This is a genomic window from Massilia sp. CFBP9012, assembly GCF_034045115.1.
Lineage (GTDB): Bacteria > Pseudomonadota > Gammaproteobacteria > Burkholderiales > Burkholderiaceae_D > Telluria.
Genome location: NZ_JAXCWM010000002.1, coordinates 34,386 through 48,043, shown reverse-complemented (window position 1 = coordinate 48,043; position 13,658 = coordinate 34,386). Strand labels below are relative to the sequence as shown.

The window sequence follows — 13,658 nt, the reverse complement described above, 5'->3', positions numbered from 1 at the left end:
TTGTTGGGCTATTGATTGATGTCTAGTAGGGCGTGACTCTGTCCCTAATATGAGTGAAAGGGATTTGTATTAGAAAAAGAAAGACGGGGGTCAGAGTTGATTTATTGGGCAACTCCGAAAGTTGTCAAACAATTCGACTCTGACCCTACTTTGCGGGTGGGAGGGTCGGGATGTCAAACAGGCAATTGGCAGCTTGCTACGATTCGACAAGCCGGGCCTGAGCGGCTACACTACGCCACCTGAAAGATTTGCCGCAAAGGAGAGAATATGAGTTGGTTGGAAAAGTTGCTGCCCCCTCGGATCCAGCGCTCCGATGCCGCTAACCGCAAGACCATGCCGGAAGGCCTGTGGGTCAAGTGCCCGTCGTGCGAGTCGGTGCTGTACCGCGCGGACATCGAGTCCAATCTGCACGTGTGCCCGAAGTGCAGCCACCATATGCGCATCCGCGCCCGCGATCGCCTCGATGCGCTGCTCGATGAAGGCGGCCGCTACGATATCGGCCAGGAGACCCTGCCGGTCGATACGCTGAAGTTCAAGGACAGCAAGAAGTATCCGGATCGCCTGAAGTCGGCCATGGAAGCCACCGGCGAGACCGATGCGCTGATCGTGCAGGGCGGTTCCATCATGAGCCTGCCGGTGGTCGTTGCCGCCTTTGAATTCGAATTCATGGGCGGCTCGATGGGTTCCGTCGTCGGCGAGCGTTTCGTGCGCGGCGCGCAAATTGCGCTCGAGCAGAAGGTGCCGTTCATTTGCATCACCGCCACCGGTGGTGCCCGCATGCAGGAAGGCTTGCTGTCGCTGATGCAGATGGCCAAGACCACTGCCATGCTGACCAAGCTGTCCGAAAAGAAGCTGCCGTTCATTAGCGTGCTGACCGATCCGACCATGGGTGGCGTCTCGGCCTCGTTCGCCTTCATGGGCGACGTCGTCATCGCCGAACCGAAGGCCCTGATCGGCTTCGCCGGCCCGCGTGTGATCGAAAACACCGTGCGTGAGAAATTGCCAGAAGGTTTCCAACGCGCGGAGTTCCTGGTCACCAAGGGCGCCGTCGACATGATCGTCGACCGCCGCAAGATGCGCGAAGAAATCGCGCGCCTGCTGGCCCTGCTGCAAAACCAGGCGACCGAAGTCCTGGCCTGATAGACACAAGGGCGACTTCGGTCGCCCTTTCAGCTTGTGCGCCCGTCCAGGGCAGCCGAGCACATCGATCGTATCCACCATGTCCCCACTTCCCACTACCTTGCCCGATTGGCTGGCCCTGCTCGAGTCGCGCCATGCCGAAACCCATATCGACATGGGCCTGGACCGCGTCCGCGCCGTCAAGGAGCGTATGGGGCTGGCCTTCGATTGCCCGGTGATCATGGTCGCCGGCACCAATGGCAAGGGTTCCACGTGCGCGATGCTCGAATCGGTGCTGCTGCAGTCCGGCTACCGCGTCGGCCTCTACATCAAGCCGCACTTCCTCGACTTCAACGAGCGCGCCCGCATCAATGGCGAGATGGCATCAGATGAGGCGCTCGTGGGCGCCTTCAACGACGTCGAGGCCGCCCGCGCCGGCATCGACCTGACGTATTTCGAATTCACCACCCTGGCCATCGCCCACCTGATCTCGAAGAGCGGCGTCGACGTCGCCATCCTCGAAGTCGGCCTGGGCGGACGCCTGGATGCGGTCAACGTCATCGACGCCGACGTCTCCATTGTCACCAGCATCGACATCGACCATACGTCCTACCTCGGTGACACGCGGGAAAAAATCGGCTTCGAGAAGGCCGGTATCTTCCGCCCGGGCAAGCCGGCGATCTGCAGCGACCCGGTGCCGCCGCAATCGCTGATCGACCACGCCGAACAGATCGGCGCCGACCTGTGGCTGCTCGGCCGCGACTTCAATTACCAGGGCGACCAGCAGCAGTGGAGCTATGGCGGTCGCAGCCAGCGCCGTAACTCGCTGGCCTATCCGGCCCTGCGCGGCGCCAACCAGCTGCTCAACGCCTCGGCCGCGCTGGCCGCGCTCGAGGTGCTGCGCATGCAGCTGCCGTGCGGCGCCCAGGAAACCCGCGCCGGCCTGGCCATGGTCGAACTGCCGGGCCGTTTCCAGGTGCTGCCGGGCCGTCCGACCCAGGTGCTGGACGTCGCCCACAATCCCCATGCCTCGGCCACCCTGGCCCAGAACCTGGGCAATATGGGATTCCACCGCTTTACCTATGCCGTGTTCGGCATCATGGAAGACAAGGACATCGACGCCGTCATCGCGCCAATGGCCGGTCTGGTCGATCACTGGTGCGTGACCAAGCTCGATTCGCCGCGCTCGGCGGAGCCCGAAGCGCTGGCCGACAAGCTGCGCGAATTGCGGCCGGCCGGCGCCAAGGACGACGATTTTTCTGTGAATAATTTCGCATCGCCGGCCGAGGCCTATGCGAATGCGCTGAGCCGGGCAGGGGAGAATGATAGAATTGTGGTCTTTGGCTCTTTCTACACGGTTGCAGGCGTCATGGCGGCCCGTAAATCGAGTCTTCACTGACCTTCTTCACGCTATTACCTGAACCACATGGGCTTGTTCTCGTTCGGCAATAAAAACAAGCAAGAAACTGTCCAGGACAGTGGGCACTTCGTCAAGGACGACGATTGCGCCTATACCGAGCGCGCCCGTTCCAAGCGCGCAAGCTCCGCTGGCGAGGCGGGACGCCGCAGCAGCCGTGGCGACCCGATCCTGCCCGAGAAAAAGCGCGCCCGCCGCCGCCTGGTCGGCGCCATCGCGCTGGTGCTGGCGGCCGTCGTCGCGCTGCCGATGCTGCTCGATTCCGAACCCAAGCCGCTCGCCACCGACATCGCCATCCACATCCCGGACAAGGACAAGGCGGCCCCGCTGCCCGTGCCGTCCGAGCAGGTGGCGGCGTCGGCCAGCGTCGACAGCGACGAAGAGATCGTCGAGCCAGACTCGGCGCCCCCGGCCGCCGGCTCCGCGGCCTCGGCGTCGGCCCCTGCGGCCAGTGCCCGAGCAAGTAGCGCACCCGTGACGGCCCCTGTAGCCGGCGATCCGCCGCCGATGCGCATGCTGGAACCGACTGAGCCGCCGAAGCCGGAGCCGAAGCCCGAACCGGTCAAGCCGAAGCCCGAGCCGATCAAGCCCGAACCCAAGCCCGAACCCAAACGGGAACCGACGCCCGAGAAGAAACCCGAGCCCGCGAAAAAACCGGCCGAGACGCATCCGAAGGCCGAGCAGGTCGCCAAGCCCGCGCCGAAGGACGACGCCGCGCGCGCCATGGCCATCCTGGAAGGCAAGCCGGCCGAGCCGCAGAAGGCGCAGGGCCCGGCGCCGCGCTTCGTGGTGCAGGTCGCCGCCCTGGGCAGCCAGGAAAAGGTCACGGAATTGCAGGACCGCCTGCGCGGCGCCGGAATCGCATCGTTCACCCAGAAGTCGGGCGAACTGATCCGTGTGCGGATCGGTCCGTTCAGCAAGGAAGAAGCCGAGAAAACGCGCGCCAAGCTGGGCGGCATCGGCCTGTCCGGCACCATGGTGCCGCTCTGACATTGTCCTAAAAGCGTGACGATTTTCGATTACCTGGTGCTGTTCGTGCTGATCGCCTCCGTTGTCATCAGCACCTTGCGCGGCCTGGTCAAGGAAATCCTGTCGCTGGTGGGCTGGATCGTCGCCTTCGTGGTGGCCAATGCCTATGGCGCCGGGCTCGCACCCTTGCTGCCGGAAGTGATTCCCGGCGACACAGCGCGCCTGATCGTGGCCTTCATCGCGCTGTTCCTGGGCGTGCGTATCCTGATGGGCCTGCTGTCGCTGGCGATCGGGGCCCTGGTGGAAGCCACCGGCCTCTCGCTGGCGGACCGCGGCCTTGGCGGCTTGTTTGGATTGGCGCGCGGCATTGTAATCGTGCTGGCCGGCGTCATATTGTGTGGGATGACGGACATTCCGAAGCAGGCATTCTGGCAACAGGCGCTGTTGTCGCCGATCGCCGAGACCGGCGCCCGTACCGTCAAGCCCTTCCTTCCCGCTGCCATGGCGCAGCACGTGAATTTTTGACCAGCATTCCTCAGTCGTAGAACTTTTTCTGTAATCAAGCACTCAAGCTTTTAGGAGCACACCATGTGTGGCATCGTCGGCGTCGTCTCTCACTCTCCCGTCAACCAGTTGCTGTATGACGCATTGCTGCTGCTGCAGCACCGCGGCCAGGACGCGGCGGGTATCGCGACCAATCACAGCAGCATGTTCTCGATGTTCAAGGCCAACGGCCTGGTCCGGGATGTGTTCCGCACCCGTAATATGCGTTCGCTGCAGGGCAATACCGGTATCGGCCACTGCCGCTACCCCACCGCCGGTTCGTCGAGCGAAGAAGAGGCGCAGCCGTTCTACGTCAACGCACCGTTCGGCATCACGCTGGCCCACAACGGCAACCTGACCAACCAGGCAGTGCTGAAGGACGAGCTGTTCCGCAACGACCGCCGCCACATCAACACCGATTCCGACTCCGAAGTGCTGCTCAATGTGCTGGCGCACGAAATCCAGGAAGCGGCCGACGGCTACTCGCTCGACGCCGACGCCGTGTTCAAGGCGGTCGCCGCCGTGCACCGCCGCGTGCGCGGCGCCTACGCCGTGGTGGCGCAGATCGCCGGCCACGGCCTGCTGGCCTTCCGTGACCCGTTCGGCATCCGTCCACTGTGCCTGGGCATCAACGAGACCGAGCAGGGCAATGAATACCTGGTGGCCAGCGAATCGGTCGCCCTGGAAGGCCTGGGCTTCCGCTTCGTGCGCGACATCGCGCCGGGCGAGGCGGTCTTCATCGACGAAAACAACCAGCTGCACGAGCGCCAGTGCGCCGTGAATCCATCGCTCAATCCCTGCGCCTTCGAATTCGTCTACCTGGCGCGTCCCGATTCCGTGATCGACGGCGCCTCGGTGTATGCCACCCGCCTGCGCATGGGTGAATACCTGGCCGATAAGGTCAGCCGCGAAATCCCGGTCGACGAGATCGACGTGGTGATGCCGATCCCCGATTCCTCGCGTCCGGCCGCGATCCAGCTGGCCTTGAAACTGGGCGTCGAATACCGCGAAGGCTTCATCAAGAACCGCTACATCGGCCGCACCTTCATCATGCCGGGCCAGGGCATGCGCAAGAAATCGGTGCGCCAGAAACTGAACGCGATCAGCTCCGAGTTCAAGGACAAGAACGTGCTGCTGGTCGATGATTCGATCGTGCGCGGCACCACCAGCCGCGAGATCGTGCAGATGGCGCGCGAAGCCGGCGCCCGCAAAGTCTTCTTCGCTTCGGCCGCGCCACCGGTGCTGTACCCGAACGTGTACGGCATCGACATGCCGACCCGCGACGAACTGATCGCCCACGGCCGCACGACCGAAGAAGTGTGCCGCGAGATCACGGCCGACCGCGTGGTGTACCAGGACGTCGACGCACTCAAGCGCGCGATCTCGGACGTCAATCCTGAGCTCAAGAACTTCGAGGCATCGTGCTTCGACGGCGTCTATGTCACCGGCGACGTGACCCCGGAATATCTTGATCGCCAGGAATCGGCGCGCCACGCCCCGTCGAGCAAGGACGGCAACGAGGACAAGGTGCGCACCCAGCTCAACCTGAACCCGCCGGTGGCCGCCGAGTAAGCCATGTCGGATAACAAGCGCTACGGCTTCACCACCACCATCCTGCACAACGATCGTCGCAAGACGATCGAGCAGGGTTCGCTGCACAAGCCGGTGCACACCTCGGTCGCCTTCGGTTATGCCGACGCGCGCCAGCTGGCGTCGGTGTTCCAGGGCAAGGAGCCGGGCTTTCGCTACGGCCGCCAGGGCAACCCGACGGTGTCGGCCCTGGAAGACAAGATCAGCAAGATGGAAGACGGCGTCGCCACCCTGTGCTTCGGCACCGGCATGGCGGCGATCGGCGCGCTGTTCCAGGCATTGTTGAAAGCCGGCGACCACATCGTGTCGTCGAGCTTCCTGTTCGGGAACACCAACAGCCTGTGGCAGACGGTGGCGGGGCAGGGCGTCGACGTCGCTTTCGTCGATGCCACCGACGTGGCCCAGGTCGAAGCGGCCTTGACCCCGAACACCCGCCTGGTGTTCGTCGAGACCATCGCCAATCCGCGCACGCAAGTGGCGGACCTGGCCCGCATCGGCGAACTGTGCCGTGCACGCGGCATCCTGTACGTGGTCGACAACACGATGACCACGCCCTGGCTGTTCCGTCCGAAAGACGTGCATGCCGGGCTGGTGGTCAATTCGCTGACCAAGTCGATCGGCGGCCACGGCATCGCACTGGGCGGCGCGCTGACCGATACCGGCCTGTTCGACTGGGCCGCGTATCCGAACATCGCCCAGAACTTCAGGAAGCAGGCGTCAGGTGCGCAAGGCATGGCCCAGCTGCGGGCCAAGGCGCTGCGCGACTTCGGCGCCGCGCTGGGGCCGGAAGCGGCGCACCACATCGCGGTCGGCGCCGAGACGCTGGCCCTGCGCATGGAGCGTACCTGCGCCAATGCGCTGGCCCTGGCGACGATGCTCGAAGCCGACGAGCGCGTCGCTGCGGTGCATTATCCGGGCCTGGCCTCGCACCCGCAGCACGCGATCGTCGATGCGCTGTTCCGCTCCGGCGGCTCGCTGTTGAGCTTCGAGCTGAAACAAGACATCGACCCGTTCGACTACCTGAACCGCCTCAAACTGGCGATCCCGGCCTCGAACCTGGGCGACAACCGCACTCTCGTGATTCCGGTGGCGCACACGATCTTCTTCGAAATGGGTCCCGAGCGGCGCGCCAGCATGGGCATCGCGGAAGGCTTGATCCGGGTGTCGGTGGGCATCGAGGACACCGATGACCTGGTCGGCGACTTCCGCCAGGCGCTGGATGCGTAAAGCGGGGTAAAACTGTCCTGACAGGGCCGGCAATTGCCGGCCCTGTCATTTTTGCGGTTGAGTCAAGCTGTAAAACACGGCTATCATGGACTTTTACCAGCCCAGCCTTACGGTATGCCCATGAAACGATTCCTGTCCTGCCTGTCCCTCGCGGTGTCTGTCGCGTTCAGTGGCGCCGCCTTCGCCGGCGAGCTCGAGGATGCCAATGCCCTGTTCGAGAAAAAAGACTTTGCGGGCGCGCTCAAGCTGTACACCAAGCTGGCCAATGCCGGCAACCCACAAGCCCAGCAGCAGCTGGGCCAGATGTACTGGTATGGCGAGGCCGGCGCGGTCGACGAGGCCAAGGCAAAGGAGTTGTTTGAAAAGTCGGCCGCCAAGGGCAACAAGGTGGCCGCCGACTCGCTCGTGATCATGCAGCAGCGCGTCGAACGCCGCGCCGAGATCGATTACTGGATCAAGGGCTACGATGGCGCCGAGCTGCAGGCCGGCGAGTACCGCTGCCCGTCGCCGCGCATCCCGCCGGTGTCGAAGGTGAATGACGAGATCGAGCGCGTGAACAAGGCCGTGACCGGCTGGCAGGATTGCTACAACAAGATGGTGACCAACCTGAACACGCAATCGCCGCTGACCAAGCGCATCCCGCCCGACATCGCCAAGCTGATGAACAAGCAGGAAACCGACGCCTCGACCGCCTACCTGGAGCAGGTGCGCCAGAACATCGCCGAGGGAGCGAAAGTCAATTCGAAGATGGTATTGGCCGATTTCGCCGCATGGCGCAGCGCGACCGAAGCGTATGTGGACCAGCACAATGCGGTGGTCAACAAGGCCAAGCAGTAAAGACTGCCTATAAACGTCGTTCCCGCGAAGGCGGGAACCCAAGTTGCTCGCGCTAACGCTGCGTCAGATCGTATTGGCAACGCACATGACTTGGGTTCCCGCCTGCGCGGGAACGACGGATCGACGGCTATATCAGTTCCAGCTGCGCATCAACCCCACCGCCAGACCCTCGAGCGCGAACTCTTCGTCGGGCGTGACTTCGATGATCTTGAAGTCGGGGTTCTCGGGCAGCAGTTCGACCAGGTCGCCCGTCTTGCGGTAGCGCTTGACGGTGACTTCTTCGCCCAGGCGGGCGACGACGATCTGGCCGTTCTTGGCGCTGTCGATCTTCTTGACCGCCAAAAAGTCGCCATCCATGATGCCGGCGTCGCGCATCGACCAGCCTTTTACCTTGAGTAAAAAGTCGGGCCGCGCCGCGAACATCGCGGTGTCGACGTTATAGGTCGCTTCGACGTGCTCTTGCGCGAGGATCGGATTGCCGGCGGCGACGCGGCCGACCAGCGGCAGCGACATCAGGGAGGGCGGCGGCATAGGGATCTGCTCGACGCTGGCGCCGACCAGGCGGATGCCGCGCGAGGTGCCCGGCGAAATCTCGATCGCACCCTTGCGCGCCAGGGCTTGCAGGTGTTCTTCGGCCGCATTGGCCGAGCGGAAGCCCAGTTCGGCCGCGATTTCGGCCCGGGTCGGAGGGAAACCCGTGTTCTCGATCGCTTCCTTGATCAGGTTAAGGATCTGTTCTTGCCTTGCAGTGAGCTTGAGCATAAATATCTTGCGAAACGGGTTGGTAGAGATAGACTGTATTTTTGTACAGTATTCTGCTATACGCAAGGGATATACACGAAAAAGCGCAAAAAAAGCGCACGCAACACGGAAAATACGCTTCCTGCAAGGGTAATTGTCGAGTGAGAGTGGCGCGCGGACGAAGCGCTTGACAGCCAGGTTCCCATTTTGCCCATTTCACGCTATACTAGCTGGCTGTTCCCTTCCCACACTCGTCTTGACGCCGAGGTGGGCATTTATGTAAAACGTCCTCAAGGAGTATTGCATGCGTCATTATGAAATCGTTTTTATCGTCCACCCGGACCAGAGCGAGCAAGTCCCGGCGATGATCGAGCGTTACAAGACCACGGTGACCAGCCGCGGCGGTAACATCCATCGCGTCGAAGACTGGGGCCGCCGTCAAATGGCTTACCAGATCCAGAAGCTGCCAAAAGCACACTACATCTGCCTGAACATCGAATGCGACAACGAGACCCTGGTCGAGCTGGAAACCGCATTCAAGTTCAATGATGCCGTTCTGCGTCATCTGACCGTCAAGATGAAGAAAGCAGAAACCGCACCGTCGCCGATGATGAAATCGGTGCAGCGCGAAGACGCAGCCAAGAGCCACCGTGCAGAAGCCGCTGCTCCTGCAGCCGCTGCTCCAGCTGCTGCCGCTGCCTAAGTTTTTCCCAGGAATTTCGTAGAACCATAGCAGTCGAATCGGGTGAACCAGCTCCAGCTCGTGGCGACCATCGCCGAGCGTGATGTCCTGCGCTACACCCCGGCCGGCGTGCCGATCGTTTCAGCCGTCTTGCTGCACAGTTCGCAGCAAAGAGAGGCCGGGATCGACAGGCTGGTCGAGTTCGAAGTCCCCGCGTTCGCCGCGGGCGAGATTTCGGGCAGGTTCGGCAGCGCCGAACTCGGCGCCAGCTACCGGTTCGATGGATTCCTTGCACGGAAAAACCGCAACAGCAAAGCCCTGGTGTTTCACATCATTGATTTCAGTGCCGCTTAACCGGCAATTTAGATATACAGGAGCCTCAAATGGCATTCGGTAAAAAGTTCGACAAAAACAAAGCTAAAGAAAAACTCAAGCGCAAACAGCAGAATCCGCTGTTCAAGCGCAAGAAATTCTGCCGCTTCACCGCCGCTGGTGTTGAGCAGGTTGACTACAAAGACGTCGACACCCTGAAGGACTTCGTCCAGGAAAACGGCAAGATCATGCCAGCACGTCTGACCGGCACCAAGGCGCACTACCAGCGTCAGGTCGACACCGCCATCAAGCGCGCCCGCTACCTGGCGCTGCTGCCGTACACCGACCTGCACCACGGTTAATCGGTTACGTCAGCTATCCTGGAGATAAAACATGCAAATCATTCTGTTGGAAAAAGTTCTCAACGTCGGCAACCTGGGCGACGTCGTCAAAGTCAAGGACGGTTACGCACGTAACTTCCTGATCCCACAAAAGATGGCTCGCCGCGCTACCGCCGGCGCCGTCGCCGAGTTCGAAGCCAAGCGCGCCGAACTGGAAAAAGCAGCCGCCGAGAAACTGGCAGCCGCCCAAGCCCAAGGCGACAAGCTGAGCGGCCTGACCGTCACCATCGGCCAGAAGGCCGGCGTCGACGGCCGTCTGTTCGGTTCGGTCACCAACGCTGACATCGCTGAAGCGCTGAGCAAGCAAGGTTTCCCGGTCGAAAAAGCTGCCGTTCGCCTGCCGACCGGCCCGCTGAAGACCACCGGCGAATTCCCGGTTGCAGTCGCACTGCACACCGACGTCGTGTCGGAAATCACCATCGCTGTCGTGGGCGAAGCTGCCTAAGCGAATGCTGAACTGAAGTAAAAGCAGTACACAAAAAAGCCGGGTTCTCCCGGCTTTTTTGCTTTTGAAACTCACCAATTATGACAGCCGTGTGACAGGAGAAGGTATAATGCCGCCCATGAACGCAGCACCCTCAGACCCGCAGATCGAAGCCCTGCGCATCCCCCCGCATTCCATCGAAGCAGAGCAGTCCGTCATCGGCGGCCTGCTGCGCGATAATGCCGCCTGGGACCGCATCGCCGACTTCATGCATGCGGAAGACTTCTACCGTTACGATCACCGCATCATCTTCGAACAGATGGTCCGCCTGATCAACGCCGGCAAGCCGGCCGACGTGATCACGGTCTACGAAGCCTGCAACCAGCTCGGCAAGGCCGAGGAGGTGGGTGGCCTGCAATACCTGAACGCGATGGCGCAGAACACGCCGTCGGCCGCCAATATCCGCCGCTACGCCGAGATCGTGCGCGACCGCGGCATCCTGCGCCAGCTGATCACCGTCGCCGACGAGATTTCCGGCAATGCCTTCAATCCGCAGGGCAAGGAAGTCAAGCAGATGCTCGACGAGGCCGAGTCGCGGATCTTCGCCATCGCCGAGCAGGGCGCCCGCGGCGCCCAGGGCTGGCTGGCGGTGCAGCCGCTGCTGACCCAGGTGGTCGAGCGCATCGACGAACTGTACTCGCGCGAGAACCAGGGCGAGATCACCGGCGTGCCGACCGGCTTCATCGACCTCGACCGCATGACGTCCGGCCTGCAGCCGGGCGACCTCGTCATCGTCGCTGGCCGCCCGTCGATGGGCAAGACCGCGTTCTCGGTGAACATCGGCGAGAACGTCGCGATCGAGGCCGGCCTGCCGGTCGCCGTGTTCTCGATGGAGATGGGCGGCACCCAGCTGGCCATGCGTATGCTCGGCTCGGTCGGCCAGCTCGACCAGCACCGCCTGCGTACCGGCCGCCTGAACGACGAGGACTGGCCGCGCCTGACGCACGCCATCCAGAAGATGAACGATGCGCAGCTGTACATCGACGAAACCCCCGCATTGAACCCGATCGAGATGCGCGCACGCGCGCGCCGCCTGGCGCGCCAGTGCGGCAAGCTCGGGCTCATCATCGTCGACTACCTGCAGCTGATGCAGGGTTCGAAGCCGGGCGACAACCGCGCGTCCGAGATCTCCGAGATCTCGCGTTCGCTGAAAGGCCTGGCCAAGGAGCTGCAGTGCCCCGTGATCGCGCTGTCGCAGCTGAACCGCTCGCTGGAACAACGCCCCAATAAACGTCCCGTGATGTCCGACTTGCGCGAATCCGGCGCTATCGAGCAGGATGCGGACGTGATCATCTTCCTGTACCGCGACGAAGTCTACAACCCGGATTCGCCCGACAAGGGCACTGCCGAGATCATCATCGGCAAGCAGCGTAACGGTCCGATTGGGGCGATTCGCCTCACCTGGATTGGCCAATACACCAAGTTTGGCAACTACAGCGGTAACCTCGCCGTTTATCAGGGCGATTAAACCGATATACAGTGTCGTCATCTGTCCACGACGGCGGCATGACCCAGAGAGAACTCCACGGAGAAAAATAATGTTTGGACGTTTCCTGCCCAAAGAGGGCAATTTCTTTGAACTGTTCAACCAACACGCGGCCTTGTGCGTGAAGGGTGCGCACGAGATGGTTGGCCTGATGACCAACTTCGATGACCTGGAAACCCGTACCCACGCGGTCGAGACCATCGAGAAGCAGGCCGACAAGATCACCTACGCCACGGTCGACCTGCTGCACAAGACCTTCATCACCCCGCTCGACCGCGACGACATCCACAAGCTGATCACGCGCATGGACGACATCCTGGACATGATGGAAGACGCGGCCCAGACCGTGTCGCTGTACGACCTGCACGCGGTCACGCCGGAAGCCAAGCGCCTGGCCGAGCTGTGCCTGTCGTGCTGCCTGAAGGTGCAGGAAGCCGTCTCGATGCTGCACGATATGGACAATGCGCCGAAGATCGTCGCCATCTGCGAAGAGATCGACCGCTTCGAGTCGGACGCCGACCACGTGATGCGCGCCGCCATGTCCAAGCTGTTCCGCGACGAACCGGACGTGCGCAACCTGATCAAGATGAAAGCGATCTACGAGATCCTGGAAACCGTTACCGACCGCTGCGAAGACGTGGCCAACATCATCGAAGGCATCATCGTCGAGAACGCGTAAGCGCCTTCGAACCGGTAACGATTATGGAAACTCTACATATCAGCATTTACGTGCTGGGCATGCTGGTCGTCCTGGCGCTGATCTTCGACTTCATGAACGGCTTCCACGACTCGGCGAACTCGATCGCCACCGTCGTGTCGACCGGCGTCCTGAAGCCGCAGCACGCCGTGGCGATGGCCGCCTTCTTCAACTTCATCGCGATCTTCGTGGTCAACATGAAGGTGGCGCAAACCATCGGCAAGGGTACCATCGACCCGAACATCGTCGATCACTATGTCATCTTCGGCGCCCTGGTCGGGGCGATCTCCTGGAACCTGATCACCTGGTACTACGGCATCCCGTCCTCGTCCTCGCATGCCCTGATCGGCGGCCTGGTCGGCGCGGCGGTCGCGAAAGCCGGTACCGGTTCGCTGATCTCCGGCGGCTTGCTCAAGACCGTGGCCTTCATCGTGGTGGCGCCGCTGCTGGGCTTCGCGCTGGGGTCGATCATCATGCTGATCGTGGCCTGGGTGTTCGTCAAGGCGACACCGCGCAAGGTCGACGGCCTGTTCCGTAAACTGCAACTGGTCTCGGCCGCGGCCTACTCGCTGGGCCACGGCGGCAATGACGCACAAAAGACCATGGGTATCATCTGGATGCTGCTGATCGCCGCCGGCTACGTCAATGCCGCCGACGCCCATCCACCGGCCTGGGTCATCATCTCGTGCTATGCCGCGATCGCCTTCGGTACGCTGTTCGGCGGCTGGCGCATCGTCAAGACCATGGGCCAGAAGATCACCAAGCTCAAACCGGTGGGCGGCTTCTGCGCCGAGACCGGCGGCGCCATGACCCTCCTGATGTCGAGCGCGTTCGGTATTCCGGTGTCGACCACGCACACCATCACCGGCGCCATCGTCGGCGTGGGCGCCTCGCAAAAGGCCTCGGCCGTGCGCTGGGGCGTGGCGGGCAATATCGTCTGGGCCTGGATCTTTACCATTCCGGCGTCGGCCTTCATGGCGGCAGTGGCGTGGTGGATCGGTACCCACATCATGTAAGAAGCGCTGGGCGCGGCGTGACCCGTTCCCTGCAGCTCTGAGACGTCGTTCCCGCGGAGGCGCACTGGTGTCCGGAATATTTATACGCAAAGTATGCATCGTCATCCCCGCGAAGGCGGGGATCCAAGTGAAATCAC

General features: G+C 62.3%; 15 protein-coding genes. 14 read left to right on the top strand and 1 reads right to left on the bottom strand.

Annotated features, from left to right (window positions below):
- Window positions 1-267 precede the first annotated feature (267 nt).
- From accD to SOM61_RS02870, 7 genes are all read left to right on the top strand, one after another.
- Window positions 268-1,140: an acetyl-CoA carboxylase, carboxyltransferase subunit beta gene (gene accD / locus SOM61_RS02900; protein ID WP_320472700.1), complete on the top strand. Its 873-nt coding sequence runs from the start codon at window positions 268-270 to the stop codon at window positions 1,138-1,140.
- Window positions 1,141-1,219: 79 nt separating this feature from the next.
- On the top strand, window positions 1,220-2,518 hold the full coding sequence (folC, locus tag SOM61_RS02895) for a bifunctional tetrahydrofolate synthase/dihydrofolate synthase (protein ID WP_320472699.1): 1,299 nt from the start codon (window positions 1,220-1,222) through the stop codon (window positions 2,516-2,518).
- Between the two features lie 27 nt (window positions 2,519-2,545).
- The gene (locus tag SOM61_RS02890) at window positions 2,546-3,526 is read left to right on the top strand and encodes an SPOR domain-containing protein (protein ID WP_320472698.1); all 981 of its coding nucleotides are present in this window, start codon (window positions 2,546-2,548) and stop codon (window positions 3,524-3,526) included.
- Window positions 3,527-3,541: 15 nt separating this feature from the next.
- Entirely contained in the window at window positions 3,542-4,030 is a 489-nt protein-coding gene (locus SOM61_RS02885) for a CvpA family protein (RefSeq protein ID WP_147937134.1), read from the top strand.
- A 63-nt stretch (window positions 4,031-4,093) separates the two neighbouring features.
- The gene (purF, locus tag SOM61_RS02880) at window positions 4,094-5,620 is read left to right on the top strand and encodes an amidophosphoribosyltransferase (RefSeq protein ID WP_320472697.1); all 1,527 of its coding nucleotides are present in this window, start codon (window positions 4,094-4,096) and stop codon (window positions 5,618-5,620) included.
- A 3-nt stretch (window positions 5,621-5,623) separates the two neighbouring features.
- A complete protein-coding gene (locus SOM61_RS02875; RefSeq protein WP_320472696.1) occupies window positions 5,624-6,865 on the top strand; it encodes a cystathionine gamma-synthase family protein in 1,242 nt (413 codons plus the stop codon).
- Between the two features lie 120 nt (window positions 6,866-6,985).
- Window positions 6,986-7,702 (top strand): tetratricopeptide repeat protein, encoded by a 717-nt coding sequence (locus SOM61_RS02870; protein WP_320472695.1) that lies wholly within the window; start codon window positions 6,986-6,988, stop codon window positions 7,700-7,702.
- A 132-nt stretch (window positions 7,703-7,834) separates the two neighbouring features.
- On the opposite strand, the gene lexA is transcribed toward SOM61_RS02870, so the two are convergent.
- On the bottom strand, window positions 7,835-8,464 hold the full coding sequence (gene lexA, locus SOM61_RS02865; protein ID WP_320472694.1) for a transcriptional repressor LexA: 630 nt from the start codon (window positions 8,462-8,464) through the stop codon (window positions 7,835-7,837).
- Window positions 8,465-8,747: 283 nt separating this feature from the next.
- Between lexA and rpsF the strand changes: the two genes are divergently transcribed.
- From rpsF to SOM61_RS02830, 7 genes are all read left to right on the top strand, one after another.
- Window positions 8,748-9,146, top strand: a complete 399-nt coding sequence (gene rpsF / locus SOM61_RS02860) for a 30S ribosomal protein S6 (protein WP_123070735.1) — start codon at window positions 8,748-8,750, stop codon at window positions 9,144-9,146.
- A gap of 42 nt (window positions 9,147-9,188) precedes the next feature.
- The gene (gene priB / locus SOM61_RS02855; protein WP_320472693.1) at window positions 9,189-9,479 is read left to right on the top strand and encodes a primosomal replication protein N; all 291 of its coding nucleotides are present in this window, start codon (window positions 9,189-9,191) and stop codon (window positions 9,477-9,479) included.
- A 29-nt stretch (window positions 9,480-9,508) separates the two neighbouring features.
- Window positions 9,509-9,799: a 30S ribosomal protein S18 gene (gene rpsR / locus SOM61_RS02850; protein ID WP_005666071.1), complete on the top strand. Its 291-nt coding sequence runs from the start codon at window positions 9,509-9,511 to the stop codon at window positions 9,797-9,799.
- 31 nt (window positions 9,800-9,830) lie between these two features.
- Entirely contained in the window at window positions 9,831-10,283 is a 453-nt protein-coding gene (rplI, locus tag SOM61_RS02845; protein ID WP_320472692.1) for a 50S ribosomal protein L9, read from the top strand.
- A 109-nt stretch (window positions 10,284-10,392) separates the two neighbouring features.
- A complete protein-coding gene (locus SOM61_RS02840) occupies window positions 10,393-11,790 on the top strand; it encodes a replicative DNA helicase (protein ID WP_370660656.1) in 1,398 nt (465 codons plus the stop codon).
- 70 nt (window positions 11,791-11,860) lie between these two features.
- Window positions 11,861-12,487, top strand: a complete 627-nt coding sequence (locus SOM61_RS02835) for a DUF47 domain-containing protein (RefSeq protein ID WP_005666076.1) — start codon at window positions 11,861-11,863, stop codon at window positions 12,485-12,487.
- Between the two features lie 23 nt (window positions 12,488-12,510).
- Window positions 12,511-13,521: an inorganic phosphate transporter gene (locus tag SOM61_RS02830; protein WP_147937142.1), complete on the top strand. Its 1,011-nt coding sequence runs from the start codon at window positions 12,511-12,513 to the stop codon at window positions 13,519-13,521.
- Window positions 13,522-13,658: the final 137 nt, after the last annotated feature.